General features: G+C 65.8%; 28 protein-coding genes. 7 read left to right on the forward strand and 21 right to left on the reverse strand.

Translation table 11 applies throughout. The annotated features are described in order from the left end of the window. Positions 1–60: 60 nt before the first annotated feature. The 6 genes from IE126_RS16065 to IE126_RS16090 are packed head-to-tail and all read right to left on the reverse strand — an operon-like array spanning position 61 to position 6099. On the reverse strand, positions 61–849 hold the full coding sequence (locus IE126_RS16065) for an aspartate/glutamate racemase family protein (protein ID WP_108129799.1): 789 nt from the start codon (positions 847–849) through the stop codon (positions 61–63). Then, positions 850–1629, reverse strand: a complete 780-nt coding sequence (locus tag IE126_RS16070) for a cyclase family protein (protein WP_108129798.1) — start codon at positions 1627–1629, stop codon at positions 850–852. A gap of 10 nt (positions 1630–1639) precedes the next feature. Continuing rightward, positions 1640–2875: an SDR family NAD(P)-dependent oxidoreductase gene (locus IE126_RS16075; protein ID WP_229825578.1), complete on the reverse strand. Its 1236-nt coding sequence runs from the start codon at positions 2873–2875 to the stop codon at positions 1640–1642. Beyond that, on the reverse strand, positions 2875–4044 hold the full coding sequence (locus tag IE126_RS16080) for a thiolase family protein (RefSeq protein ID WP_189381591.1): 1170 nt from the start codon (positions 4042–4044) through the stop codon (positions 2875–2877). The genes IE126_RS16075 and IE126_RS16080 overlap by 1 nt, the downstream gene beginning before the upstream one ends. Positions 4045–4048: 4 nt before the next feature. Then, complete coding sequence (locus IE126_RS16085; RefSeq protein ID WP_108129795.1) at positions 4049–4474, reverse strand: organic hydroperoxide resistance protein; 426 nt, start codon at positions 4472–4474, stop codon at positions 4049–4051. A 17-nt stretch (positions 4475–4491) separates the two neighbouring features. Beyond that, a complete protein-coding gene (locus IE126_RS16090; RefSeq protein WP_189381592.1) occupies positions 4492–6099 on the reverse strand; it encodes an AMP-binding protein in 1608 nt (535 codons plus the stop codon). Between the two features lie 96 nt (positions 6100–6195). On the opposite strand from IE126_RS16090, the gene IE126_RS16095 reads away from it, so the two are divergent. Genes IE126_RS16095 through IE126_RS16105 form a run of 3 tightly spaced genes read left to right on the forward strand, consistent with a single transcriptional unit; the run spans position 6196 to position 8831 of the window. Then, a complete protein-coding gene (locus IE126_RS16095) occupies positions 6196–7113 on the forward strand; it encodes a LysR family transcriptional regulator (RefSeq protein ID WP_054304322.1) in 918 nt (305 codons plus the stop codon). Between the two features lie 33 nt (positions 7114–7146). Further along, positions 7147–7905, forward strand: a complete 759-nt coding sequence (locus tag IE126_RS16100; protein ID WP_189381593.1) for an HpcH/HpaI aldolase family protein — start codon at positions 7147–7149, stop codon at positions 7903–7905. Next, entirely contained in the window at positions 7905–8831 is a 927-nt protein-coding gene (locus IE126_RS16105; protein ID WP_189381594.1) for an NADP-dependent oxidoreductase, read from the forward strand. The genes IE126_RS16100 and IE126_RS16105 overlap by 1 nt, the downstream gene beginning before the upstream one ends. A gap of 3 nt (positions 8832–8834) precedes the next feature. Here IE126_RS16105 and IE126_RS16110 read toward each other — a convergent pair whose 3' ends face one another. From IE126_RS16110 to IE126_RS16140, 7 genes are all read right to left on the reverse strand, one after another. Next, complete coding sequence (locus IE126_RS16110) at positions 8835–9521, reverse strand: EthD domain-containing protein (protein WP_108129791.1); 687 nt, start codon at positions 9519–9521, stop codon at positions 8835–8837. Between the two features lie 11 nt (positions 9522–9532). Then, on the reverse strand, positions 9533–10843 hold the full coding sequence (locus IE126_RS16115; RefSeq protein WP_054304326.1) for a TRAP transporter large permease: 1311 nt from the start codon (positions 10841–10843) through the stop codon (positions 9533–9535). Continuing rightward, a complete protein-coding gene (locus IE126_RS16120) occupies positions 10843–11355 on the reverse strand; it encodes a TRAP transporter small permease (RefSeq protein ID WP_054304327.1) in 513 nt (170 codons plus the stop codon). The genes IE126_RS16115 and IE126_RS16120 overlap by 1 nt, the downstream gene beginning before the upstream one ends. A gap of 142 nt (positions 11356–11497) precedes the next feature. After that, positions 11498–12472, reverse strand: coding sequence for a TRAP transporter substrate-binding protein DctP (dctP, locus tag IE126_RS16125; RefSeq protein ID WP_082401123.1), 975 nt, complete (start codon positions 12470–12472; stop codon positions 11498–11500). Positions 12473–12794: 322 nt separating this feature from the next. Next, positions 12795–14183: an FAD-binding oxidoreductase gene (locus tag IE126_RS16130; protein WP_189381595.1), complete on the reverse strand. Its 1389-nt coding sequence runs from the start codon at positions 14181–14183 to the stop codon at positions 12795–12797. Positions 14184–14246: 63 nt separating this feature from the next. After that, on the reverse strand, positions 14247–14882 hold the full coding sequence (locus tag IE126_RS16135; protein ID WP_189381596.1) for an NrsF family protein: 636 nt from the start codon (positions 14880–14882) through the stop codon (positions 14247–14249). After that, positions 14879–15451, reverse strand: a complete 573-nt coding sequence (locus tag IE126_RS16140) for a sigma-70 family RNA polymerase sigma factor (RefSeq protein WP_229825580.1) — start codon at positions 15449–15451, stop codon at positions 14879–14881. The genes IE126_RS16135 and IE126_RS16140 overlap by 4 nt, the downstream gene beginning before the upstream one ends. A gap of 174 nt (positions 15452–15625) precedes the next feature. Here IE126_RS16140 and IE126_RS16145 point away from each other — a divergent pair, with 174 nt between their 5' ends. From IE126_RS16145 to IE126_RS16160, 4 genes are all read left to right on the forward strand, one after another. Then, the gene (locus tag IE126_RS16145) at positions 15626–15901 is read left to right on the forward strand and encodes a BufA1 family periplasmic bufferin-type metallophore (protein WP_229825582.1); all 276 of its coding nucleotides are present in this window, start codon (positions 15626–15628) and stop codon (positions 15899–15901) included. A gap of 85 nt (positions 15902–15986) precedes the next feature. Then, positions 15987–16844: an MNIO family bufferin maturase gene (gene bufB, locus IE126_RS16150; RefSeq protein WP_108129786.1), complete on the forward strand. Its 858-nt coding sequence runs from the start codon at positions 15987–15989 to the stop codon at positions 16842–16844. Continuing rightward, positions 16828–17601 carry an HvfC/BufC N-terminal domain-containing protein gene (locus IE126_RS16155; RefSeq protein ID WP_158640713.1) on the forward strand — a complete coding sequence of 258 codons (774 nt, stop codon included), beginning with the start codon at positions 16828–16830 and terminating at the stop codon, positions 17599–17601. Before bufB ends, IE126_RS16155 begins: the two co-directional genes overlap by 17 nt. Then, entirely contained in the window at positions 17598–18053 is a 456-nt protein-coding gene (locus tag IE126_RS16160; protein WP_108129784.1) for a DoxX family protein, read from the forward strand. Before IE126_RS16155 ends, IE126_RS16160 begins: the two co-directional genes overlap by 4 nt. A 15-nt stretch (positions 18054–18068) precedes the next feature. On the opposite strand, the gene IE126_RS16165 is transcribed toward IE126_RS16160, so the two are convergent. From IE126_RS16165 to IE126_RS16200, 8 genes are all read right to left on the reverse strand, one after another. Continuing rightward, positions 18069–19691 carry an AMP-binding protein gene (locus IE126_RS16165; protein WP_200907838.1) on the reverse strand — a complete coding sequence of 541 codons (1623 nt, stop codon included), beginning with the start codon at positions 19689–19691 and terminating at the stop codon, positions 18069–18071. Between the two features lie 70 nt (positions 19692–19761). Continuing rightward, complete coding sequence (locus tag IE126_RS16170; RefSeq protein ID WP_054304336.1) at positions 19762–20163, reverse strand: RidA family protein; 402 nt, start codon at positions 20161–20163, stop codon at positions 19762–19764. After that, entirely contained in the window at positions 20160–20570 is a 411-nt protein-coding gene (locus IE126_RS16175) for an acyl-CoA thioesterase (protein WP_054304337.1), read from the reverse strand. Before IE126_RS16175 ends, IE126_RS16170 begins: the two co-directional genes overlap by 4 nt. Beyond that, positions 20570–21022: a cupin domain-containing protein gene (locus IE126_RS16180; RefSeq protein ID WP_054304338.1), complete on the reverse strand. Its 453-nt coding sequence runs from the start codon at positions 21020–21022 to the stop codon at positions 20570–20572. Before IE126_RS16180 ends, IE126_RS16175 begins: the two co-directional genes overlap by 1 nt. Positions 21023–21036: 14 nt before the next feature. Next, positions 21037–22173: an acyl-CoA dehydrogenase family protein gene (locus IE126_RS16185; protein ID WP_108129781.1), complete on the reverse strand. Its 1137-nt coding sequence runs from the start codon at positions 22171–22173 to the stop codon at positions 21037–21039. A 56-nt stretch (positions 22174–22229) separates the two neighbouring features. Continuing rightward, on the reverse strand, positions 22230–23048 hold the full coding sequence (locus IE126_RS16190) for an enoyl-CoA hydratase family protein (protein ID WP_189381598.1): 819 nt from the start codon (positions 23046–23048) through the stop codon (positions 22230–22232). Next, positions 23045–23506: a MarR family winged helix-turn-helix transcriptional regulator gene (locus IE126_RS16195; RefSeq protein ID WP_054304341.1), complete on the reverse strand. Its 462-nt coding sequence runs from the start codon at positions 23504–23506 to the stop codon at positions 23045–23047. Before IE126_RS16195 ends, IE126_RS16190 begins: the two co-directional genes overlap by 4 nt. Beyond that, the gene (locus IE126_RS16200) at positions 23503–24240 is read right to left on the reverse strand and encodes an SDR family NAD(P)-dependent oxidoreductase (protein WP_189381599.1); all 738 of its coding nucleotides are present in this window, start codon (positions 24238–24240) and stop codon (positions 23503–23505) included. Before IE126_RS16200 ends, IE126_RS16195 begins: the two co-directional genes overlap by 4 nt. Positions 24241–24244 lie beyond the last annotated feature (4 nt).

The raw sequence follows: 24244 nt of genomic DNA on the forward strand, positions 1-24244 counted from the left end.
GATCAGACTAGAGGCTGCGGTCAATATTTCAAGCATGAAATACATGGCCGCAGCGGATTCTCAGCCGCGCCGGAAGCCCTGTGCCGCAAGCTGGCGGAAATCGCCCATCGCCTGTTCCGGCGCGCGGCAGCAATGCGGCCCGCGGTTCGGCTCCAACCCGTTCAGCCGGTGCAGCCGCACCTGCATTTCCGCCTGCATCAGCGCGACGGCAGCGCAGTTCACCACCGGCGCAGCGCCGATCTTCAGCCCGTATTCGCCGCCGATCAGCAGCCCCGGCAATACACCCGCCGGCACGATGACATCGGCGCCGTCCGCGACCATCGGTTCGGCCACCTTGCGGAAGCCGTCAATCATCCGCACCTTCGCGGCCTCGTCCCCGGCAAAGGCCGCCGAGAAATCAGAAGGCAGAATGTTCAGCCCGGCGATATGGCTGATCCGGTGGCCAAGGCCGTAAAGATCGGCCTGTTCGCGGTGCATGTTGCGGTAAACGTCATCCAGCGAGACCAGCGCGATCATCCGCCCCAGTTGCGCCGCCAGATGCAGCGTCGCTTCGCCGGTGCCCACGACAGGGATGCCCACCGCCGATTTCAGCTCATAAAGCCCAGGGTCCTGAAAGTGCCCCATGACGATGGCGTCATAACCATCCGCCTCGGCCTGAATCCCCTGATCCACCGCCTGCACGGCACAACGGAATTCTGACAACCGGCCGAAGCCGCGGTCGGGCGGCGAGATGCCATGCACCTCGACCGTGGTGCCGGGGCTGGCGATCTCGTTCAGATAGGACGAGAGCTTCGCCAGATAGGCGGCGCTGGCGGTCGCGTCGATGAAACTTTGCCAGTAGATGCGCATTCATCCCTCCTTCGGGATCAGGGCCAGCACCCGCAGCGGGCTGCCCGAGCCTTCATGAACCTTCAGCGGCGCGGCCAGGATCACCGCCCCGGTCGGCGGCAGGCGATCCAGCGCCGCAAGGCATTGCAGCCCGTAGCGCCCGGCACCATGCAGATAGTGGTGCGCAGGATAGGGCGGTGTCAGATGCCCGCCCTGCCCCGCATCGGTGCCGATGGTTTCGGTGCCAAAGCCAAGGATGCCCCGTTCGTCGACCAGCCAGCGCATCACAGCCGCATCAGGGCCGGGGGTATGGGCGCCATCGTCGCGCAGGTTGGCATAAGCCGCGCCTTGCCGTTTCGACCAGTCAGTTCGCATCAGCACCCAGGACCGCGCCGGGATGCGACCGTGTTTCGCCTCCCACGCCTCGACATGGGCGATGGTCAGCAGGAAATCCGGGTCGGCGCTTTCCGCCGAGCAGTCGATCACACAGGCCGGGGCGATCATATCCGCCACCGGCAGCGTATCGACCGTGTTCAGCGGCAGGTCGCGCCCGGTGAACCAATGCACCGGCGCGTCGAAATGCGTGCCCGTATGTTCGCCGAAGTTGAGGTTGTTCCAATACCACGCCGGGCCATTGGCATCATATCGCGAGATGCGTTCGATCCGCACCGGGGCCGAGGCGCCAAATTCCGGCGGCAGCACGATGGTGGGGCTGTCCTCGCGCAGGGTCTGCGTCAGGTCCACCACCTCCACCGCGCCGGAGCCGAGTGCCGAAACAAGCAGGGTCAACGGGTTGGTCATGCGATGCTCCTCATCCCTGCCGCATTTCGCGTTCGACCGCCTTGGGGTTGGCGGCCAGCCGGGCCTGAACGTCCTTGGCGACATCGCCGACGAACATTTCCTCCAGCCCGCGTTTCAGCCCGGATACCGCAGCGGTGGCGACGGCAGAGCCCCCGACCTTCGGTTGGGGCCAGGTCTGGAACCAGTCGCTGTCCGTAGGACCACAGAACAGGTTCAGAAGCTTCACGCCCCCCTGCGCCAGGTCTGCCCGCAGGCTGTGCGACCAGGCCAGCGCCGCCGCCTGCGCCGCCGACCAACCGGCAAGCGCAGGCGAAGGCGCCAGCGCATGTACCGACAGCAGGTTGACCCAGGCCGCCGCGCCGGTCGGCCCGTCGGCACCGCGCCCGATCATCGCGGGGGCCAGCGCCTGTGCCAGCCGCATCGGGCCAAAGACCACCGCCTCCATCGCGTCGCGGGTGGCGGTTATACTGCCTCCCAGCGCGCCACCGGGGCGCATGTGGTCGGCGGTATTGATCACGATTTCGGTTTTGCCACCGTAATCGCGCGCGTGATCGGCGACAGACCGTTCCGAGCCCAGATCCAGCGGCACCACGCTCACCCCCGGCAGGGCGGTCAGCTTCTCCGCCGCAAAGGGCTTCCACGCCTCGGGCAGGCCCAACCGCACCTCGCGCGCGCCCGCCTCCACCAGCGCCTTCACCAGCGCCGGAGCCACGAAGCTACGCGCATCGGTAATCAGAACCCGGCGATGCAGCGGATCGGCGGTCATCTCGCGCCATTGCGGATCGGTCATCGGATCGGCCCCCTTCTGTTCCGGCCCCGCATAAAGCACCGCCTGCCCGGCGCGGTCCAGCATCAGCGCAAGCCGCACCCGCGACCCGGCGATGCCTTCGGGATGCAGATGCACCAGCGCGGTCGGTCCAGCATCCATCTTGACCAGCCCCACCCGCCATGGCGCGCGCTCGCGGAAGTAATTGTCGGCGGGCACTTCGGCGGTGGTCTGCGACAGGACGGTGGCACCCTCCGGTGCCTCGACCATCTCGATCCGCGCCGACAGGCAGTCGGGGCAGGCCTCGCGCACCGGGAAGTGGAAGGTGCCACAAGCGGCACAGCGCGGCAGGGCAAAGCTCCCCTCGGCGGCGGCAGCGGTCAGGTGATGCGCCGCGCGGCTGCGCTGGCCCGGCGGCAACAGCGGCAGCCGCGTGCGTTTCAGCGGATCTTTGCGACGCGGTGGTTGAAGCGGAGCCATCACGCGCCCTCCCCGCCAAGGATCACCGCGCCCGAGCCAAGCCCCCGGTCGAAGTTGATCATGCCAAAGCCCGAGGCCAGACCGCGTTTCGCGCCCGAAACCTGCGTCGGCCCGGCTTGCCCGGTGACCTGCCGCAGCACCTCGACAATGCCCATGTGCCCGCCACCGCAACCCGCCTGCCCGGCCGACAACTGCCCCCCACAGGTGTTATGCGGAAAGTCCCCGGCGATGGTGAAATCATGCGCCTGCACGAAATCGGACGCCTCGCCCTTCTTGCAGAAGCCCAGATCCTCGAACTGCATCATGCAGACAAAGGGGTAATCGTCATAGGTGTTCACGACGTCGATCCCTGCGGGCGTGGTGCCCGACATGGCGTAAAGCTCCGGCATATCCTTCGCCCAGCCGCCGCGCATCTGCACCGGGTCTTCGGCAAAGGCATTGTGCCGCTCAATACTGCCCAGCAGATGCGCATAGGGCAGGCCCTGCGCCTTGGCAGTTTCCTCGCGCATCACCAGAAACGCCTCGGCCCCGGCGCAGGGCATGACGCAATCGAACAGGTGGATCGGCGGCGCGATGGCGCGGGCGTCCAGATATTGCGCCAGCGTCAGCGGCTTCTTCATCAGCGCATTGGGGTTCTTCAACGCATTGTCGCGCATGGCGACGCAGAGCTTGCCGAAATCCTCGCGCGTTGCGCCGGTCTGGGCCATGTAGTTCTGGCAGATCAGCGCGAAAGACACGTTCGGCCCGCCGGCCCCATAGGGGTAGACGGCATCCTGCGAGAAGCGGCTGAAATTCTCCAGCCCGTAGCGGAAGGTATGGACGCCGTTGGTTTCGGCGGCAACGCAGGCCACCACATCGGCATCGCCCATCTGCACCGCCCGCGCAGCGCGGCGAAGGCTGACAACCCCCGCCACCCCGCCCAGCGGCACGAAATCCAGAAAACGCGGCAACAGGCCGAAATGCTGGGTCAGGCCGATCGCACTGTCCGGTGCGGCGGAAAAGCTGGCGAAGGAAAAGCCGTCGAAGTCCCGATGGCTCATCCCCGCACCCGCCGCCAGCGCGGCCAGCGCCCGCCCGGCCCACCAAGCGGTGCTTTCGACCGAATAGCGCTGATAGGGCACCGTCACCGGCACCGTCAGCACGACATCCTCATACCCGCGCCGCGCCATCCGGTCAGACCAGCGTCAGCGTCACGTCGATATTGCCGCGCGTCGCATTGGAATAGGGGCAACGCTGATGCGCGCCCTCCACGATTTCCTGCGCCAGCGCCGACTCGACACCCGGCAGGTGGATGATCAGTTCCACCGTCAGCCCATAGCCGGTGGGCACAGGCCCCATGCCGACCTTGGCGGTCACCTTCAGGTCATCGGGCAGGCTGACCTTCTTCTGCCGCCCCACCAGCTTCAGCGCGCCGATGAAACAGGCCGAATAACCTGCCGCGAACAGCTCTTCGGGGTTGGTGCCTTCACCGCCCGGACCGCCCAGTTCCTTCGGGATGGTCAGCGCCAGCGGGAAGCTGCCGTCAGGGCGGCTGGACGTGCCCTGACGTCCGGCGGTGGAGGTCATTTCAGCGGTATAGAGGATCTTCTCGGGGGTCATTCGCGTATCCTTTCCTGTCATGCCTTCTTGCGCAGCGCGGTCTTTTCCGACCGCAGATCGAAGGCGCGGCCCGATGCCACCGCCTCGGCCGCATCAGATTTCAGCACGCCGCGCAAAAGCTTGTTGGTCGAACTGACCGGCAGTGCCTTGGTATAGGCAAGCCAGCCGGGCAGCTTGTGGTAACTCAGCTTCGCCGCCAGACGTTCCAGCAGCGCATTTGCAGCGGCAGGGTCGGCGGCAGCTTCCGTCACCACGAAAGCAAATACCTCTTCGCCGCGGGTGTCATCTGCGACAGGCGTCACGGCAGCGGTCTTCACCGCGGGATCGGCGATCAGCGCCATCTCCACCTCCAGCGCCGAGATATTCTCGCCCGACCGCCGCACGATGCTTTTCTTGCGATCGACGAAATAGAACCGGCCTTCAGCATCGACACTCATCACATCGCCGGTATGGAACCAGCCGCCCTCCCAGGCTTCCGCTGTAGCCTTTTCATCGCCCAGATAGCCGGTGAAGAACCCCTTGTGCGGGTCGTCGCCCTTGGCGCGCACCCACAATTCGCCTGGGGTGCCGGGGGGCACATCGCGGCCCTCGTCGTCAACCAGCCGCCAGTCCATTCCGCTGCGCGCCACACCAATGCAGCGCTGGCCGGGCGGACAATCGACGCCGAAGGTGCAAGTGACGCCGGTGCCGCCTGTCTCGGTCATCGCCCAGCCTTCGAGGATCGGCAGGCCATAGCGCCGCTCGAATTCGATCTTGTGCGCAGCATCAACGCCGGGGCTGAAGGCAAAGCGCGCCTTGTGCGCAGTTTCAGCCGGGTGGGACGGCAGTTGCAGCAGGATCGCCGGAATGACGCCCAGCGCATGCACAATGGTCGCGCCGCTGTCGGCCACGGTCTGCCACCAGCGCGAGGCATGGAAGCGATCCAGCGCCACGATGCAGCCACCGACGACCATCATCCCCACAGCCGTACAGCCCAGCGCATTCATGTGGAAGAACGGCAGCGGCGTCAGCGAAACTTCGCAATCCTCCGCCAACCCGCCCATGCCTTCGGTCGAAACATACCAGTCCGCGACATTCATGAAGTAGTAATTCGACAGGATGCAGGCTTTCGGCATCCCGGTGCTGCCCGAGGTGAACAGCAGCGCGCATTCGTCGCCCGGCTGGCCTTCGGCGGCGGGGCGGGGGGCCTTCGCGGGCGGGATCGCGTCGCCGGGGTGGCAGTGCGGCATATCCCCGGGGCAGCCCGCCGCCACCAGCGCATCGAATTCAGGCAGCGCCACCATCAACTCGGCCTGCGATTTCTCCATCTGATAGCGCAGCTCGTCGGGACGCATATCGGCATTCACCGGCACGATGGAAGCGCCAAGCGCATTCAGCGCCAGCCAGTGAAACAGGAACTCCGGCCGGTTCTGCAATATCAGCGCCACGCGCGACCCATGGCCGTAACCCGCCGCCGCATAGCTCACGCGCAGGGCGGCAATCTGTTCCGCCGCCGCACCGTAAGTGTAGCTGAATCCTTCCGGCGCATACGGCAGGCCCGCGCTGGCCGGGGCCATGACAAAGGGCAGATCTGGGCGGGTTTGCGCCTTGCGGTCGAAGGCATGAAAGGGCGTCGGCAGCAGCATGGGCACCTCTGTTCTTTCGGTCAGCTTAGGGGCCGTTGTCCCGTCGTTCCAATTCAATTGCCTTGTCGAACTGATAGCAACTTACTATCAAAACACATGGAACTGAGACAGCTTCACTATTTTATTGCCATTGCCGAGACCGAACACTTCGGTCGCGCCTCGACCAGTCTGCGCATCGCGCAACCGGCGCTGAGCCGTCAGATGCAGCTTCTGGAGGCGGAACTGGGCATCGACCTGTTCGAACGGCTGCCGCGCGGGGTGCGGCTGACCCCGGCAGGTCGGGTGTTTCTGGACCAGACGCGCGAGGTGAAGGCGCAGCTTGCCCGCGCCGTGGCGGCGGCGCGTTCGGCGGCGGCCGGCACCGGCGGGCGGCTGCGGCTGGGGCTGATCGAGGTGGCGGCCTGGCAGGGGCTGTTGCCCGAAACCATCCGCCGCTTCCGCGCCGAATTTCCGCAGGTCGAACTCGCGCTCAGCGCCATGTCCTCCCCCGCGCAGCTTGCCGCGATTCAGGGCGGCACGCTGGATGCCGGGTTCCTGTATAACCCGCCCGACGATCCGGCGCTGGGGCAGCTGGCGCTTGGCTTTCACCGGATGATCCTCGCCGTGCCCTCTGGCGCCCCCTTCGCGGCGCGGACCGGGGTGCGGCTGGCCGATCTGGAGGGACAAGACATGATCGGCTTTCGTCGCGGTGCCAGCCCACGCCTGTCGGATGATCTGACCGCCGCACTGCGCGGTGCTGGGGTTACCCCGCGCCGCATCGCCGAGACGGAAAGCGAGGCCGACATCCTCGCACTCGTGAATGCCGGGCTGGGCATGGCCTTCGTGAATGAGAACCAGCGGCACCGCCCCCCGCCCGGCGTGCGCTTCCTGCCGGTCACCGACATGGAGGTGCGGCTGCATCTGGCGCTGGTCTGGCATCGCGGCACGCCCTCGCCCGCGCGCGACCGGCTGGCGGAGCTTACGCAGGCCATGGCGCGCGAGGGGGCTTGCGGCGCGGACGGGGAAATACTTTAATCCTGAAATATCATTCCTGCGCGCGAGGCCCAGATGACCGATTTCCGCAGCCGCTGTATCGCCCCCGAGCCGCTGGCCGGGTTGTTCTGCGCCATCCCGCATCCGACGGCGGTGGAAATCTGCGCGGTCACCGCGCCGGATTTCCTGTGTCTTGACGGCGAACACGCCCCCATCGGCCGCGAGCGCGCGGAAGAGATGATCCGCGCCGCGCAACTGCTTGGCGTGCCGGTCATCATGCGCGTGCCGGGGCATCTGCCCGACAGCATCGCGGGCGTGCTGGACAGCGGCGCCGACGGGGTGCTGGTGCCCCGCGTCTCCACCGCCGACGAGGCCCGCGCCGCCGTCGCCGCCACGCGCTATCCGCCGGTCGGAGTGCGCGGGGTCGGGCCAGGGCGCGCGGCGGGGTTCGGCTATCGCATCCCCGATTATCTGGCGACAGCGAACAGCCGCATCCTGCTGGCCATTCAGGCTGAAACCCCCGGCGCGCTTGAAAATATCGAGGAAATCTCGGCCGTGGAGGGTGTGGATGTCATCTTCATCGGCCCCGGCGATCTGGGGGTGACGCTGGGCGCGCTGGGGCCGGAGGGGCGACCAAGGCTGATGGCGGCGATCAAGCGCATCACCAAGGTCTCGCGCGCGGCGGGCAAGGCGGTGGGCATGTTCTGCGCTTCGCCTGACGAGGTGCCGGACTGGCGCGAGCTGGGCATCACCTTCTTCCTGATCGGCAATGATGCGCGCCATCTGGCCGATGCTGCGGGCGCCGCCGTGGCGCGCGCGCGGGAGGGGTTCTGATGCAGGCGATCTTTTATCGCGGCTATGGCGGCCCCGAAGTGCTGGAACATGGCACCCTGCCCGACCCGGAGCCTGGCCCCGGTCAGGTTCTGGTCGCGCTGGAGGCCGCCAGCGTCGCACCGCTGGACTGGAAACTGCGCGCCGGGATGCTGGCTGCGCATTTCACGCCCGAATTTCCCAAGATCCCCGGCCGGGATGGCACGGGCCGCGTGCTCGCCTGCGGGCCGGGTGTCACCGGCTTTACGCCCGGACAGCGCGTCGCCGTCATGGCGCCGCCCGCGCGCGGAGCAGGGTGCTATGCCAGCATGATCGCCGCCGATGCGGCCCTGACCGTGCCGCTACCCGATGCGCTGGCGATGGAAGAAGGCGCCGCGCTGGTGAACTCCGGCCTCTCCGCGCTGATCGCCTGCCGCACGGCGGGGGTGATGGCGGGGCAGCGCGTGCTGGTCCATTCCGGCGCGGGTGCGGTGGGCGGGCTGCTGGTGCAGCTTTGCGCTCATCTGGGGGCCGAGGTCAGCGCCACCTGCCACAGCCGCAACGCCGATTATGTGCGTGGTCTGGGGGCCACGCGGATCATCGCTTATGACCGGGACGCCCTGACCGACCTGCCGCCGCAGGATGTGGTGTTCGACCTGATGGGCGGAGCGGTCCATACTGCCAGCTATGCCGTTCTGAAACGCGGCGGACATCTGGTCTGGCTGACCGCCGCCCCGTTCGAGGATCGCGGCGCGGAACACGGCGTCCGCGTCACCCGCGCGATGATCACGGACGATGCCAGCGTGGTGGCCGAGGTGCTGAACCTTGCGGCGCAGGGCGTGCTGAAAGCGCAGATCGCGGACCGCCTGCCGCTGGATCAGGCGGCGGAGGCGCAGCGGCGGCTTGCGGCGGGCGAGATCAGCCGCGGACGGCTGATCCTGCTGCCATAAGGCTCAGACCACTTCGGTTGACATCGGGAAGTGGTAATTCCCGCCCTCGAAGGGCGGGAAGGTATGGAAATCCGCCCGCATCTCGTGGCGCACCGGCGAATGCAGCGCGGCAGTCAGCGCCGCCGGGCTGTCGAACAGCACGCGGTTGCGCTGCATGTGACCGGCACGGGCGAAGGGCAGCGCGGAAATCCAGTCGCAGCGCGTCAGGATCTCGATACCGCGAATGCCGGGAAAGCGGCGCATGATCGGCGGATGTCCGGCGATGTAATGCGTCATCCAGGCATTATAGTCCTGCGCCGGGCCGGGATAGTGCACCACATAGGAACAGGGCATTTCGCCCGCGGGCGTCTGCATCTGCGCCTCATCCACCGGATAGCGGCGCAGGACGAACATCTGCTGATCCGCCTGAGCCCCCGCCAGTTCCGGCAGGAAATCTGGATCGGCCAGCGCCTGCAAGGCGCCGTCAGCGGCGCAAGCCGCCTCCAGCGCCTCAAGGCTCGGGGCCTCGATCTGCACACCCAGCGTGGGGCCCGCGCCATCGTCGGTGTAAAGATCGCTTGCCCTGGCGGGGGTGTAGAGGATCGACCGATCCACACCCGCCAGCCCGCCCAGCAGGGCGCGCAGCCTGCCGCGCCCCGCCTCGGTCAGTGCCGCGCCACCCTGCCAGAACATCACCAGTGCAAAGCTCATCGGTCAGCTCCTCAGATCAGGCTTGGCAGGAACAGCGCCAGCTGCGGGAAGATCATGATGATCACGATCAGAAGCAGCGTCAGCAGCACATAGGGCAGCGCCGACATGGCGATGGTTTTCAGCGATGTCCCCGGTTCCGCCACGCCCAGTACGACGAACAGCAACATGCCAAACGGCGGCGTGGTGAAGCCCACCTCATAGGCCAGCAGCAGGATCAGCCCCAGCCAGACCGTATCAAACCCGTACTGGCTGGCGATCGGCATGAACAGCGGCAGGGTAATCAGCATCATCGAGACCTGATCCATGAACATGCCAAGGATCAGCACCGTCACCACCATCATCAGCACGATGCCATGCGGGCCAAGGTCGAAGCCGGTGATATACTGGATGAACCCGTTCGAGGCGCCCGAGAAGGCGAAGATCTGCGAGAAGGTCATCGAGGCCGAGATGATGAGGAAGGTCATCGCCGTGACCTTCATTGCATCATCCAGCGACTTCCACAGCACCGCGAAGCTGAACTTGCGATAGACCATCAGCAACAGCACGACGCCCGCACAGCCCAGACCGGCAGATTCCGTCGGCGTGGCGATGCCAAGGATGATGGTGCCCACCACCATGAACACCAGAAAGCCCATGGGGATAATGTTCACCAGCACGGCTTTCAGCTTTTCGCGGCCGGTGACCTGCGGCACCGGATATTGCGGCGCGGCCTCGGGGTCGATGCGGGTCTGCACCCAGATCAGCACGGCATACATCGACACCAGCAACAGGCCCGGCAACACCCCGGCAATCAGCAGCGCCCCCACGTCGATCTGCGCCAGCGAACCCAGCAGCACCCCCAGCGCCGAGGGCGGGATGATGACGGCAAGGCTGCCCGCGCCAAGGATCGGGCCATAGGCCATATGCGGTTTATATTTCCGCTTCAGCATCTCGGGCGCCATCAGCGAGCCCATCATCCCCGCATTGGCAAGGCTCGACCCCGACAGCGCGGCGAAGATCGCCCCGGCGCTGAGCACGACATAGGACAGTCGCCCTCGCAGGTTGCCGATGGCAAGATCAAGCGCGTGGATGACCTTCTCGCCCAGACCGGACCGGAAATACAGGCTGCCCATGACCAGGAACATCGGCAGCGGCGCCAGTGCATAGGTCGCCACCGCATCGTTGAAATTCGCCACCATCTGCGTGATGCCCCGCGTACCGCCAAAGTACAGGAGCGCGCCAAGGATATTGGTGGCAAAGAAGGCAAAGGCCACCGGCAGGCCCAGCCCCATCAGCGTGATGATCGAGCCGATGAGCACGGCGAAAGGATAAAGCCAGTCCATCACATGCCCTCCATCTCGGTCGGGTTGATGTCGTACATCGACACCGGCGTCAGCAGGAAGCGCAGCCACTCCAGCGCGGACAGGCCAAAGCCCAGCATGATCGGCAGGAACACCGCCCATTTCGGCATGTCGAAGGTACGGGTTTCATAGGTGCCCTTTGCCACCGCCACCGACAGCGAGGTTGCCGCGATCCAGCCGAGGTAGAGGCACAGCACGATGCAGGCGATGTACATGAGCTTTTCCAGCAGCGCTCGTCCGGCAGGCGGCAAAAGCCCCCGCAAGAACACGACAAAGACATGCCCCTTGTTGCGCACGAGCCAGGGCATCGACAGGAAGGTCAGATACAGCAGGCTGTATTCGGAGGCCGAAATGGCCCAGGTCAGCGCGCGCATCCCGAGGTTCCGGGCAACGACATCCGACACCACGAACAGGATCAGCAGCCCGATCAGCAGTTTTGCCACAACGGCCAGCAGCCAGGAAACCCGGCCGACAATATCGAAGAAGGTGGTCATCCGCTCCATCCGCAAAGCAGCCCATCCGGGCCATGCGCCGGTTCACCCTGTCGGGAACTCTGGCGCCAGTCGGGGGCGGAGCACGGGTCACGCACCCCCTCGCAAGGAAAAGGGCCGCACATCAGGTGCGGCCCGGCAGGTCTCAGGGGAACAACTTGCGCAGCTCTTCCACATGGGTCGGATCGCGGTCCTTCATGCGGTCCCAGCTTGCCTTGGCAGCTTCGGCGAGGAACTTGTCACGGCCTGCGCCGGTCATTTCCACGACCTTCATGCCCTCGGCTTCCATCGCAGCGCGCGATTCCTGGTCTTCCTTGGCAATCGCGTCATAGCTTTCGCGTTCGTATTCGATGGCAACCTCATTGAGAATCTTCTTCGATTCGTCCGAAAGCGAGTTCCACTTATCGAGGTTCATCGAGATCAGCACGTCGAGGTGAAAGAACCCCGGCTCGACCCGGTAGCGGGTGAACTTGTCCCAGCCGAAGGCCTTGTACCCGATGGAAGGATAGGCATTGGCGTTGATCACGCCGCGCTCCAGCGAGGTATACACATCCCCGGCCGGCTGCACGATCATCTGCGCGCCAAGGCTTTCGAAGAACTGTTTGTAAAGCGGCGAGGCGCGGATCACGAGCTTGCTGAAGTCCAGCATGCCATCCTCGGTCAGCTTCGGCTCGTCCACGGTCCACAGCCAGAAACCGGCCCCGGCGTCGACATGGGCCAGCAGCTTGGCATTGCCCTTTTCCTGATAGATCTTGTCGATCGCATCCCAGCCGCCGTTCTCACGCGCTTCCCAGGGCTTGATCCCCGAGGCCGAGAACACCTCGCCTTCCGGCACGATTTCCAGATACAGGCCCGCAGGCGCATTCATCATGTCGATCAGGCCGCTTTGCTGAGCCGTGCCCAGCTGCGGGTTCGGCACAACCTCGGGGCCACCGCGCACGTTGATCTGAACGACACCCTTGCCGCGTTCGTTCACCCGGTCGACGAAGCGCAGGAAACTTTGGGCAAAGCCCACCTGGGTCGGCGTGAAGTGGACCGCCTCGATCACATCTTCCGCCACAGAAGCCGTGCCGAACGACCCCAGCAGGGCCGCGGCGGCAAAGGCCTTGAACATTCTCATAGCATAACCTCCGTTGGATGTCTTTTCTGTCAGGATCGCAAGACCGGCAGCGGCTCTGTCGTCCGCTTTTTCCGATCACCGGGAGCGGTGCGGGCAATGCCCGCCGGACCCCAGCCGAAACTCTTATGAAGCGGATTAAAACATGCATATGCAAATAAAACAAGTTCAAACCTGAAATATCCGAAAAGCGAAGTTCACCCTCCACCTTTTCACTATCAAGTCATTGAAAAAATATGCAATATTTCAGATTCCGCCACAAGAAAGGGCGACCCTGCACTGACCGGGCCGCCCATAAGAAGGTTGCAGACACATGCTCTTTCAATCAGGGCGAAAGCACCTTGCCCGGATTGAGAATCCCCTTCGGATCCAGCGCGGCCTTGACCGCCCGCATGGTGGCGATTTCCTCGGGGCTGCGGCTGTAGGCAAGGTAATCGCGCTTGATCAGGCCGATGCCATGTTCGGCGGAAATCGTGCCCGCCATCTCGCGCACGATGCCGTAGACCAGCTTCTTGACCTCGGACTCCGGCTGGTTCTTGCCAGCCGAAGGGACCGAGACCACAAGATGCAGGTTGCTGTCACCGATATGGCCATAGCTGAGCGCCAGCGCACCGGGCCAGCGTTCGGCAATACCGCTTTCGCAGCGCCGCACGGCCTCGTCCATGCGCATCAGCGGCAGGCCGACATCAAAGGCGATGATCGGGCCGACCACGCGGGCAAATTCGGCCACGCTTTCGCGCACGGCCCATAGCCCGCGCTCCTCGCGGCTGTTGGCGGCGATCACCGCATCCTCGACTGTGCCCGCCTCCAGCGCAGCCTCAAGGCAGGTTTCCAGCGCGGCACGGGCGCCGCCTTCGGCAAAGCCGCTGGCCTCGATCACCACATAGACGCCATGGCGCCCAGTCAGCGGGCTGCCGATGCCCGTGCCTTCGGACATATGGTGAAAGAAGCTCGGCCACATCACCTCGAACGAGGTGAGTTGCGGGCCAAGTGCCGCGCGGGCGCGGGCCAGCATGTCGATCACCGCCGCCGTATCGGCAAGGCCAAGGAAGGCGGTGGCGGTGTGGGGCGGGCGCGGTTGCAAACGCATCACGGCGCGGGTGACCACGCCCAACAGCCCCTCGGTGCCAATGAACATCTGTTTCAGGTCCAGCCCGGCGTTGTTCTTAAGCATCTTGTTCAGCGCGGTGATCACCGTGCCATCGGCCAGAACGACCTCCAGCCCCAGCACATGCTCGCGCGCCATGCCGTAGCGGATCACCTGATTGCCGCCCGCATTGGTGGAGATAACGCCGCCCACGGTGCACGACCCCCGCGCGCCCAGATCGACGGCCAGCATCAGCCCTGCCTCCGCCGCTGCCTGCTGCGCCTTTTCCAGCACCACACCCGCGCCACAGGTCAGCGTGGCCATCTGCGGATCGACCTCCTCGATCTGATTCAGCCGGTCGAGCGACAGCACAACCGCCCCCGCCACCGGCATGGCGCCGCCGGAAATGCCGCTGCGCCCGCCCTGCGGCACGACGCCCACGCCATGTTCGTTGCAGAACCGCAGCGCCGCTGACACCCCCGCCGTATCGCGGGGCCGCAACAGCGCCAGCGGCTCCACCGGGGTCAGGCCAGACCAGTCATGGCGATAGGCTTCGGGCACATCACCCGCACGGGTGACCACCTCGGGGCCCAGAAGTTCCTCCAGCCCCGTCACGATATCCTGCATCGCCAAATCTCCGCTGTCGCTGATGCTTCAAGGTTAAAACGATAACACCCGAAGCGGCAAGCCTTACCAGCGCAGCAAACGCCACCCCAGAAGCGCGCCGATGCCACCTGCGCCAAGAATCGCGGCACCATACCATGTGACGTAGAACAGCGGATTATCCTCGGTGCAGTGCAGCGCATAGCCTGCCGCCGCCATTCCACCGCAGGCGAGCCCCAGCACAGCCCCTGACAGCGCGGGCGCAGAACTCGCCCCGCGCCGCAGCATCAGCAGCCCTACCGCCAGCGGCGGCAGGGACATCAGGGCAATGGTCGTCAGGCATTTCACCTGGGTAGAGCCACGGATTGCCGCACCCAACGCCTGCGTTGGCGTCTGCACCCAGAAGCCCAGCCACAGCCCCAGCGCCGCCAGCCCGACCAGCGCAGCCGGAACCAGCCGACGCCCCACCCGTGCCTCGGGCCGCGCGAGATGCAGCGCCAGCGCGAAACTCGTGGCGCCCAGCACGAAGGGAAGCAGCGACTTCGCCGCCGTCACCGGCGCGAGCAGCGCCGCCTCCAGATCCGGCCGCATCCCCATGCTGCCCAGAAACCACCCCAGCGGCAGCGCCAGTGCGACCAGCATGGCCAGCGCCATCGCCGCCGCGCGAAGCGGCGGGCGTGGCGGCTCCGCCACCAGTCGGGAAATGAGATCTTCGGTTCTCATTCGTCACGTCCCCGGCCCGGTCTATCGCCGCCGCTCCCGGCGCCCAGACGGGCCAATTTCTTCATCGCCCGGTGCAGCGCCACGCGCACCGCACCCTCGGTCATCGACAGCCGCGCGCCCACGGCGCCGGTTTCCTCGCCTTCAATCGCCACCGCCCGCACGATTGCAGCGGAACGGTCGTCGATCCCGGCCAGCAGCCGGTCGGTATCGCGCCGCGCCAGCGGGTCGGGGCCAGGCTCGCTTTCGAGGAATTCGGTGAAATCCTCGATGGGCAGATGCACCGATGCGCCCCAGCGACGAAAGGCATCCACCACCTTGTGCCGCGTCACGGCATAGAGCCACGGCTTCAGCGGACTGTCGGGACGCCAGGTGTGCCGCTTCTCGTGAATCGCCAGCAGCACATCCTGCACGATGTCCTCGTGCCGGTCCGGCGGCAGCGTCCGCCCGCGCGACCGCACGATCCCGCGCAGCACCGGCGTGATCTCCGTCAGCAGGCGTGCATAGGCACGCCCGTCACCGCCGATCGCAGCCCGCATCAGCACCGACCATTCGCTTTCGCTGTCTCTCATACTGTCCTGCATTACGCCGTCAGCCTGACCTTGTTACAGCCGCTCACGACATTTCTGCAATGGATCACGGGTGAACACACAAGCGTGATGCCAGTAACGCCCCCGGCCCGTCCGGCGAAATGCACTGCGAGGGCCGGACGCGCCCTTGCTTCAGATCCAACGGAGGATGACCCGATGACCATGATGACCAAGACCCTGTCGCTGACCGCCACGCTGGCCACCGCGCTGACGCTGGCCGCCGCACAGGCGCAGGCCGAGGGCGATATGGAAAAGTGCTATGGCGTCGCCATGGCGGGGCAGAACGACTGCGCGGCAGGCCCAGGCACCACCTGCGCCGGCACTGCGACGAAAGACTATCAGGGCAACGCCTGGAAATACGTTCCCGCCGGCACCTGCGCCAGCATCGAGACCCCGCATGGCGTGGGTTCGCTGGAGCCGGTCAAGATGTGATCGCCGCCGGGGCCTCGCATGGCCCCGGCAAAGCGACCGGCCGGGGCGTCCCCAGCCCCGGCCACCCTGCCCCGAGGAGGACAAGATGCAGCCCGCCCTTCCCGCCGCCGCCGGACTTGGCTTCAAGCCCGAACATTTTCCCGCCATCCGCGACACCCGCCCTGCATTGGGGTTCTTTGAGGTGCATGCCGAGAATTACATGGGCGCAGGCGGCCCGCCGCACCGGATGCTGACCGCCCTGCGGCAGGATTATGCGCTGTCGCTGCATGGGGTGGGCCTGTCCATCGGCGGCGCCGGGCGGCTGAACGCCGGTCATCTGGCCCGGCTGCGTGCGCTGGTGGATCGCTATCAACCCGAGAGCTTTTCCGAACATCTGGCCTGGTCCAGCCATGGCACCGATTACCTGAACGACCTGCTGCCCCTGCCCTATACGCCGGAAACCCTGAACGTTGTCTGCGACCATATCGACGAAGTGCAGACCGCGCTGGGGCGGCGGATGCTGCTGGAAAACCCGTCGACCTATGTGATCTTCGAACAGTCGGAAATCCCCGAGACCGCGTTTCTGACCGAAATCGCGCGCCGCACCGGCTGCGGCCTGTTGCTGGATGTGAACAACGTCTTTGTGTCCTGCACCAATCACCGGATGGACCCGCGCGCCTGGCTGGCCGATTTCCCGCTGCATCTGGCGGGCGAGATTCATCTGGGCGGCCATGCCGAGGAGGAACTGCCCTCTGGTCCGCTGCTGATCGACGCGCATGGCAGCCCGGTCGCCGATCCGGTCTGGGCGCTGTTTGCCGAAACCGTGATGCGCAGCGGCCCGCTGCCGACGCTGATCGAATGGGACAATGACGTGCCGATCTTTGCCGAGCTGATGGCGGAGGCCGACCGCGCCAGCGTCATCCTGACCCTTGCGCAAGAGGCCCGCCGTGCGCTCGCATCCTGAGTTCATTGCCGCCTTCGGACAGGCCATCGCAGCGGGGGGCCTGCCCCCTGGTGTGACCGCAACAGCGCCGGATGAGGCGGAGCGCCGTTTCGCCGTCTATCGCAACAATGTGGCGCATTCGCTGACCGAGGCCCTGAAAGCCCGGTTCCCGGTTGTGGAGCGGCTGGTGGGGGCGGAGTTCTTCGCCGCCATGGCCGGAGTCTACTGGAAGGACAGCCCGCCCCCCTCGCCTGTGTTGTTCCAATGGGGCGAGACCTTCCCCGATTTCCTCGCAGCCTTTCCGCCGCTGGCCGGGCTGCCCTACCTGCCCGATGTCGCGCGGCTGGAACTGGCGCGCGGCCGCGCCTATCACGCAGCCGATGCAGCACCTGCCCCGCCCGAGGCTGTGGCGGCTGCGGCTGCCGGGGCGGATCGCGCACGCCTGCCCCTGCATCCGTCAGTGCAGCGGCTTGTGGCGCCCTGGGCCTTTGTCACCATCTGGCAGGCCAACCAGCCCGGCACCGCTACGCCCGGCAAGATCGAGGCTGCCCGCACCGAGGCCGCGCTGGTGTTGCGGGATCGTCAGGACGCCGTGCAGGTCGAGACGCTTGCTCCCGGCGACAATGCCTTTCTTGCCAGCTTGATGGCGGGCCATTCGCTGCTCGCCGCAGCCGAGGCCGCAACCGCAGCCGAGCCCCGCCACGATGCAGGCCCGTTCCTGATGCGCCTGATCCGCCACGGCGCCATCACCCAGATCACCTTCGGAGAAACCCCATGACCGCGCTTCTCTCCCCCCGCCTGCAAACTCGCCTTGAAACAGCCGAAGCCCGCTTTGCTCCCCTGCTGTGGGACATCGCAGGGCTTGCGCTGCGCGTCTTTCCGGCGGCCGTGTTCTTTACCTCGGGCCGGACGAAGGTCGAGGGGCTGTTCACCATCAGGGACAGCACATGGTTCCTGTTCAAAAATGAATATGCGCTGCCGCTGATCCCGTCAGACCTTGCTGCCGTGCTGGCCACGGTATCGGAACATCTGTTCCCGATCCTGCTGGTGCTGGGCCTGGCGACGCGCCTGTCGGCACTGGCGCTGCTGGGCATGACGCTAGCCATCCAGATCTTCGTCTACCCCGAGGCATGGCAGGTGCATGGCACCTGGGCGGCCTGTTTCCTTGCGCTGATAGCGCGGGGGCCGGGGCGGTGGTCGCTGGATGCGCTGCTCTGGCGCCGCGACTGACCGCCCCGCCGGGCCTTACATCCCGTCGCGCAGCTTGAAGCGCTGGATCTTGCCGCTTTCAGTCTTGGGCAGCGCCTCGCGGAACACGATGGAGCGGGGGTATTTGAAGGGCGCAATGGTCGCTTTCACATGATCCTGCAACATCTTGATCGTGGCGCGGTCGGCCAGCACGCCCGCCGCCAGCACCACATGCGCCTCGACGATCTGGCCGCGTTCCGCATCCGGTGCCCCGATCACCGCACATTCGGCCACATCCGGGTGCGCCAGCAGCGCCGCCTCCACCTCTGGCCCCGCGATATTGTAGCCCGAGGAGACGATGATGCCGTCGGTCCGCGCGGCGAAGTGGAAATAGCCCGCCTCATCCTGCCAGAAGCTGTCGCCCGTCAGGTTCCAGCCATTCTTCACATAGGCGCGCTGCTTGTCCGGCGCGCTCATGTAGCGGCAGCCGACCGGGCCTTTCACCGCAAGACGCCCCATCTCGCCACGCGGCATTTCGGAGCCATCGGGCGCCATGATCATGGCCTTGTAGCCGGTCACGGGCCGCCCGGTGCAGGCGGGGAAGCTGTCGCCGAAACGGTTGGTGATGAAGATATGCAGCATCTCGGTCGAGCCGATGCCATCCAGCATCGGCTTGCCGGTTTTGGCGATCCAGTCTTCATAGACCGGGCCGGGCAGGGTTTCCCCCGCCGAAACCGCGGCGCGCAGGCTGGACAGATCGGCGCCTTCCTCCATCGCGCGCAGCATCACGCGATAGGCGGTCGGCGCAGTGAAACAGACCGTCGCCCGGTATTTCTGGATGATCTCGATCATGTTCGGCGGCGAGGCATTTTCCAGAAGTGCGGCCGAAGCGCCAAAGCGCAGCGGAAATACCGCAAGCCCACCCAGACCGAAGGTGAAGGCCAAGGGAGGCGAGCCGACAAACACATCCTCGGGCTGCACGTTCAGCACTTCGCGCGCATAGGCATCCGCGATGATCAGGATGTCGCGGTGGAAATGCATCGTCGCTTTCGGCTCGCCCGTGGTGCCGCTGGTGAAACCCAGCAGCGCCACGTCGTCGCGGCCCGTCTTCACCGCCTCGAACTTCACCGGCTTCGACAGCGCCATCCGGTCCAGCTCGGCGTCATGGTTGGCGGTGCCGTCAAAGCCCACCACCGTTTTCAGGAAACGGTTGTTCTTGGCCGCCACGACCAGCTCTTCCATCAGCCGGGTATCGCACAGCGCATGGGTGATCTCGGCCTTGTCGATGATCTGGTTCAGCTCGCCATGGCGCAGCATCGGCATGGTGTTCACCACAACCGCCCCCGCCTTGGTCGCGGCCAGCCAGCAGGCCACCATCGCCGGATTGTTGGCGGACCGGATCAGCACGCGGTTGCCCGGCTTCACCCCGTAATCCTCGACCAGCGCATGCGCGATGCGGTTGGTCCAGTCCGTCAGTTCCTTGTAGGTCCGCATCCGGCCATTGCCGATCAGCGCGACATTGTCGCCAAAGCCCTTGGCGACCATAGCATCGGTCAGTTCCACCGCCGCATTCAGCCAGTCGGGATAACGGTAGGGACCGAGCTCGATCTCGGGCCACAGATCGAAGGGCGGCAGGTTGTCGCGTGTGAACGTGTCGATATGGCCAGTGGGCCCGAGGATCGGTTCCGGCATGTCAGTCTCCCATGTGATAATGGCAGGGCGCGTCTTCTGCGCGCCTCTGCCGGATGTGTCAGCCCTGCGGAATGACCGCCGTGGCCTCGATTTCGACTTTTGCGCGGTCCTCGACCAGCGCCACCACCTGCACCAGCGCCATCGCCGGATAGTGCCGCCCGATCACCGCCTTGTAGACGCGACCCAGATCCTTGAGACTGTCGAGGTATTCGCTTTTCGACGTCACATACCAGGTCAGCCGCACCAGATGTTCGGGCTTCGCCCCGGCCTCTGCCAGAACGGCCACGATGCCTTTCAGCGCAGCTTCGACCTGTCCCACGAAATCGTCGGTCTCGAATTCCTGCTGGTCGTTCCAGCCGATCATGCCGCCGGTGAACACCATCCGCCCGGTTGCCGCCATCCCGTTGGAATAGCCCGGTGTCGCCTTCCACCCCTTCGGGTGCAGTGCCTCGATCGTCATGCCTTTGCCTCCATGAATTCCACCATGCGCCTGCGCATGTCTTCGGGCCAGGGGGCGGCTTTCAGCCCTTCCACCCAGACCAGCGTGATCTCCGCCACCATCCGCACCTCGTCGCCCAGCCGGGCGGTGATCGTCAGGTTGACGCTGCTGCCGCCGACGCGGTGCAGTTCCAGCCCGAAGGTTACCTTCTCGCCCAGCCGCGAGGGGGCGCGGAAATTCGCCTCCAGCCGCGCGGTCGGCACCCCCGCCCCGCCTTGCAGATGCATCTGCGCGAAACTGCGGCCCACCACATCGGCGAAGAAATTCTCGACCACCGAATTGGTCATCTCGAAATAACGGGGATAGAACACGATCCCCGCCGGATCGCAGTGATTGAACTCGATCTGGATGAGCCGCTCGTAGATCATCAGTCGTTGGCCTCCGGTGGCAGGAAATCCACATCGTGTTCGGCAGAGGCTTTCACCACCGCATCGACATCGGTCATGTCATGCAGCACCTCGAACAGGTCGCGCAGCTTGCCGGCGGGCGAGACCCAGAACAGCGCCCGCGCGGGCTTGTCGGATTTGTTGAAATAGCCATGCGGCACGCCGCGCGGCATCCGCACCAGATCGCCCGCCTTCGCCACCGACCACACGCCGTCAAGCTTCAGATGCAGCTCCCCCTCCTGCACGAGGATGAACTCGTCCTGAGTCGGGTGGATATGCACGGGCACGAACTGGCCCGGCTCGCTGTTGGTTTCAAACGCAAAGGCCGCATCGCAATCGGCCTTCGGGAAATACCGCTGACCGAGGATGTTCCATTCGAGACCTTCGATCCCCGTGCCGTTGCGGGTGATGCCTCCGTCCAGTGCCTTGCTCATGCCGTCCTCCCTGATCAGCCAAGAACCGAGCGCGCGATGACCACTTTCTGCACGTCTGTCGCGCCTTCATAGATGCGCAGCGCCCGGATCTCGCGGTAAAGGCTTTCCACCGCGAACCCGTGCCGCACGCCATCGCCGCCATGCAGTTGCAGCGCGGTGTCGATGACCCGCTGCGCCGCCTCGGTGGCGTAAAGCTTGGCCATGGCCGCCTCGCGGCTGACCCGTGCGGCACCGCTGTCCTTGGTCCAGGCCGCGCGATAGATCAGCAGCGCTGCGGCATCAACCTCCAGCGCCATATCGGCGATATGGCCCTGCACCATCTGGTAATCAGCCAGCGTCCCGCCACTGACGCGCGGCACCTGCACCCGCGCCAGCGCCTCATCCAGCGCGCGGCGGGCAAAGCCCAGCGCCGCCGCCCCGACGGTAGAGCGGAACACATCCAGCACCGACATGGCGATCTTGAAGCCCGATCCGGCTTGCCCGATCAGCGCGCTGTCCGGCAGGAACACGTCGTTCAGCCGCAGATGCGCCAGCGGATGCGGCGCGATCACGTCGATCCGGTCAAGGATTTCCAGCCCTGCGACATCGGCCGGCATCAGAAAGGCCGACAACCCGCGCGCGCCCGGTGCCTCGCCCGTGCGGGCGAAGATCACATAGACATCGGCGATCCCGCCGTTGGAGATATAGGTCTTCTCGCCACTCAGCCGGAACCCGCCCGGCACACGCTCTGCCGTCGTCGCGGTATGCGCCACGTCCGACCCGGAACCCGGCTCGGTCAGCGCGAAGGCCGAAATCGCCTTGCCCGCCCGGGTCCGGTCCAGCCAGGCCCGCTGTTCAGGGCTGCCAAACAGACTGACGGCGCCCATGCCCAGCCCCTGCATCGCAAAGGCGAAATCCGCCAGACCATCATGCCGTGCCAGCGTCTCGCGGATCAGGCAAAGCGAGCGGACATCCAGCACCTCGCCCTCGGCCGCGCCGCTATGGCGCAGGAACCCCGCCGCGCCCAGACTGGCCACCAGACCGCGACAGGCCGCATCGGCATCGCCATGATCCACCGGCAGATGCGCCCCCGCCCATGCGTCAACCGCTTCCGCCAGCTCGCGGTGACGGTCTTCAAAGAAGGGCCAGGAAAGGAAAGTCCGGTCTGCCATTTTCTGTCCTCAAATATCCCACGGGGGTCCGGGGGTGTGAAACCCCCGGTCCGCACTCAATCGCCCTGAAACACCGGCTTTTCCTTCGCGACGAAGGCGTGATAGGCCCGCTCGAAATCGCGGGTCTGCATGCAGATAGCCTGCGCCTGCGCCTCGGCCTCGATGGCCTGCTCCAGCCCCATGTTCCATTCCTGGTTCAGCTGGGTCTTGGTGATGCCATGGGCAAAGGTCGGCCCGGCGGCGATGCGGGTGGCGAGCTTCTGCGCCTCGGCCTCCAGCGACTCGGCGCCATGCAGGGCGTTCCAGAAGCCCCAGGCGGCGCCTTCCTCGGCAGTCATCACCCGGCCGGTATACAGCAGCTCCGCTGCACGACCCTGCCCGATGATGCGCGGCAGCATGGCGCAGGCGCCCATGTCGCAGCCCGCCAGACCGACGCGTGTGAACAGGAAGGCACACTTCGCCTCGGCCGTGGCGATCCGCAGGTCCGAGGCCATGGCGATGATCGCGCCAGCCCCAACGCAGATGCCGTCCACCGCCGAAATGATTGGCTTGCCGCAGCCGATCATCGCCTTGACCAGATCGCCGGTCATGCGGGTGAAGGCCAGAAGCTGCTTCATGTCCATGCCGACCAGCGGACCGATGATGTCATGCACATCGCCGCCAGAGCAGAAATTGCCGCCGTTCGAGGCAAAGACCACCACATCCACATCGGTCGCATAAACCAGCTTGCGGAACGTATCGCGCAGCTCGGCGTAGCTGTCGAAGGTCAGCGGGTTCTTGCGGTCAGGGCGGTTCAGCCGAACCGTCGCAATGCGGTCCTTTACCTCCCACAGAAAATGTTCGGGCTTCAGCCCCGCCAGTTCCAGCTCGGTCATGCCGTCTCTCCCCTCTGCCCCGCGCGCTTCAGGATTTCTGTCAGCGCATCGAGGTCGTCTTCGGTGAGGCTGGCGAACAGCTTGTTCACCTCGCCCTCGTGATCTGTTGCCAGTTGCTCGAACTGGCGCAGGCCCTCTTCGGTGAGGGCCACATAAACGGTGCGCCGGTCGGTGGCGCTTTGCGTGCGTTTCGCCAGCCCGTCCTTTTCCAGCCGGTCCACCACCGCCGTTGCATTGCCGTTCGACACCAGCAGCATGCGGCTCAACTCGCTCATGGTGACACCCTCGCGGCGACGCCAGAGCGCGGCCATCACGTCAAAGCGCGGCAGCGTGGTGTCATGGTTCACCCGCAGGAATTCGCGCAGGTGGTTTTCGGCGGCGCGGGTCACGCCCAGGAGGCGGATCCAGCTTTTCAGGCGGCGTTTCGACAGGGGATCGGGCTTCGCAGGGTCGGTCATGTCTCTCCTCCGGCAATCGCAATTGCCTGACCGTTTATCCCCTCGGAACCGTTTGCACAGAGCCAAAGTGCCGCAGCGGTCACTTCGGCGGGCTGAATCAGCCGTTTTTGCGGGTTTGTCGCCTCCAGCGAGGAACGCGCCGCCGCCGCATCCATCCCGGTCTTGTCCATGATATTGGCGACCGAGCGCTCGGTCATCTCGGTATCCAGAAAACCGGGGCAAAGCGCGTTCACCGTCACCGGCTTCCTTGCCACTTCCAGCGCGAGGCTGCGGGTCAGGCCGACCACCCCGTGCTTCGCCGCCGCATAAGGCGCGACATAGGCATAGCCCTTCAGCCCGGCGGTGGAGGCGACGGCGATCAGCCGCCCCCAGCTTTTCATCTGACCAAGGCCCGCACGGAAGGTCAGGAACACGCCGGTCAGGTTGACCGCCATCATGGCGTTCCATTGCGCCAGCGTCGTGCGGCCCAAGGGCGCGCTTTCGGCAGCGCCCGCATTGGCGATGACAATGTCGCAGGGACCGGTAGCGGCAAACATCGCCGCAACCGACTCCTCATCCGTCACATCGGCCGTCACCGCGCGGGCACCGACCCGCGCGGCCACATCTTCCAGCGGGGCAAGGCGGCGCCCGGCGATCACCACTTCGGCACCCGCCGCCGCGAAGCCGCGCGCAAGGTCGGCCCCCACGCCGGTGCCGCCGCCGGTGATCAGAACGCGCTTGCCCTCGATGCTCATGCCC

It is taken from the genome of Gemmobacter nanjingensis, assembly GCF_014652195.1.
Classification (GTDB): Bacteria; Pseudomonadota; Alphaproteobacteria; order Rhodobacterales; family Rhodobacteraceae; genus Gemmobacter; species Gemmobacter caeni.

Excerpts from the sequence above, each read along its gene's own strand:
- IE126_RS16065 (WP_108129799.1), bottom strand. The coding sequence starts at position 849 with ATGCGCATCTACTGGCAAAGTTTCATCGACGCGACCGCCAGCGCCGCC.
- IE126_RS16070 (WP_108129798.1), bottom strand. The coding sequence starts at position 1,629 with ATGACCAACCCGTTGACCCTGCTTGTTTCGGCACTCGGCTCCGGCGCG.
- IE126_RS16075 (WP_229825578.1), bottom strand. The coding sequence starts at position 2,875 with ATGGCTCCGCTTCAACCACCGCGTCGCAAAGATCCGCTGAAACGCACG.
- IE126_RS16080 (WP_189381591.1), bottom strand. The coding sequence starts at position 4,044 with ATGGCGCGGCGCGGGTATGAGGATGTCGTGCTGACGGTGCCGGTGACG.
- IE126_RS16085 (WP_108129795.1), bottom strand. The coding sequence starts at position 4,474 with ATGACCCCCGAGAAGATCCTCTATACCGCTGAAATGACCTCCACCGCC.
- IE126_RS16090 (WP_189381592.1), bottom strand. The coding sequence starts at position 6,099 with ATGCTGCTGCCGACGCCCTTTCATGCCTTCGACCGCAAGGCGCAAACC.
- IE126_RS16095 (WP_054304322.1), top strand. The coding sequence starts at position 6,196 with ATGGAACTGAGACAGCTTCACTATTTTATTGCCATTGCCGAGACCGAA.
- IE126_RS16100 (WP_189381593.1), top strand. The coding sequence starts at position 7,147 with ATGACCGATTTCCGCAGCCGCTGTATCGCCCCCGAGCCGCTGGCCGGG.
- IE126_RS16105 (WP_189381594.1), top strand. The coding sequence starts at position 7,905 with ATGCAGGCGATCTTTTATCGCGGCTATGGCGGCCCCGAAGTGCTGGAA.
- IE126_RS16110 (WP_108129791.1), bottom strand. The coding sequence starts at position 9,521 with ATGAGCTTTGCACTGGTGATGTTCTGGCAGGGTGGCGCGGCACTGACC.
- IE126_RS16115 (WP_054304326.1), bottom strand. The coding sequence starts at position 10,843 with ATGGACTGGCTTTATCCTTTCGCCGTGCTCATCGGCTCGATCATCACG.
- IE126_RS16120 (WP_054304327.1), bottom strand. The coding sequence starts at position 11,355 with ATGACCACCTTCTTCGATATTGTCGGCCGGGTTTCCTGGCTGCTGGCC.
- dctP (WP_082401123.1), bottom strand. The coding sequence starts at position 12,472 with ATGAGAATGTTCAAGGCCTTTGCCGCCGCGGCCCTGCTGGGGTCGTTC.
- IE126_RS16130 (WP_189381595.1), bottom strand. The coding sequence starts at position 14,183 with ATGCAGGATATCGTGACGGGGCTGGAGGAACTTCTGGGCCCCGAGGTG.
- IE126_RS16135 (WP_189381596.1), bottom strand. The coding sequence starts at position 14,882 with ATGAGAACCGAAGATCTCATTTCCCGACTGGTGGCGGAGCCGCCACGC.
- IE126_RS16140 (WP_229825580.1), bottom strand. The coding sequence starts at position 15,451 with ATGAGAGACAGCGAAAGCGAATGGTCGGTGCTGATGCGGGCTGCGATC.
- IE126_RS16145 (WP_229825582.1), top strand. The coding sequence starts at position 15,626 with ATGACCATGATGACCAAGACCCTGTCGCTGACCGCCACGCTGGCCACC.
- bufB (WP_108129786.1), top strand. The coding sequence starts at position 15,987 with ATGCAGCCCGCCCTTCCCGCCGCCGCCGGACTTGGCTTCAAGCCCGAA.
- IE126_RS16160 (WP_108129784.1), top strand. The coding sequence starts at position 17,598 with ATGACCGCGCTTCTCTCCCCCCGCCTGCAAACTCGCCTTGAAACAGCC.
- IE126_RS16170 (WP_054304336.1), bottom strand. The coding sequence starts at position 20,163 with ATGACGATCGAGGCACTGCACCCGAAGGGGTGGAAGGCGACACCGGGC.
- IE126_RS16175 (WP_054304337.1), bottom strand. The coding sequence starts at position 20,570 with ATGATCTACGAGCGGCTCATCCAGATCGAGTTCAATCACTGCGATCCG.
- IE126_RS16180 (WP_054304338.1), bottom strand. The coding sequence starts at position 21,022 with ATGAGCAAGGCACTGGACGGAGGCATCACCCGCAACGGCACGGGGATC.
- IE126_RS16185 (WP_108129781.1), bottom strand. The coding sequence starts at position 22,173 with ATGGCAGACCGGACTTTCCTTTCCTGGCCCTTCTTTGAAGACCGTCAC.
- IE126_RS16190 (WP_189381598.1), bottom strand. The coding sequence starts at position 23,048 with ATGACCGAGCTGGAACTGGCGGGGCTGAAGCCCGAACATTTTCTGTGG.
- IE126_RS16195 (WP_054304341.1), bottom strand. The coding sequence starts at position 23,506 with ATGACCGACCCTGCGAAGCCCGATCCCCTGTCGAAACGCCGCCTGAAA.
- IE126_RS16200 (WP_189381599.1), bottom strand. The coding sequence starts at position 24,240 with ATGAGCATCGAGGGCAAGCGCGTTCTGATCACCGGCGGCGGCACCGGC.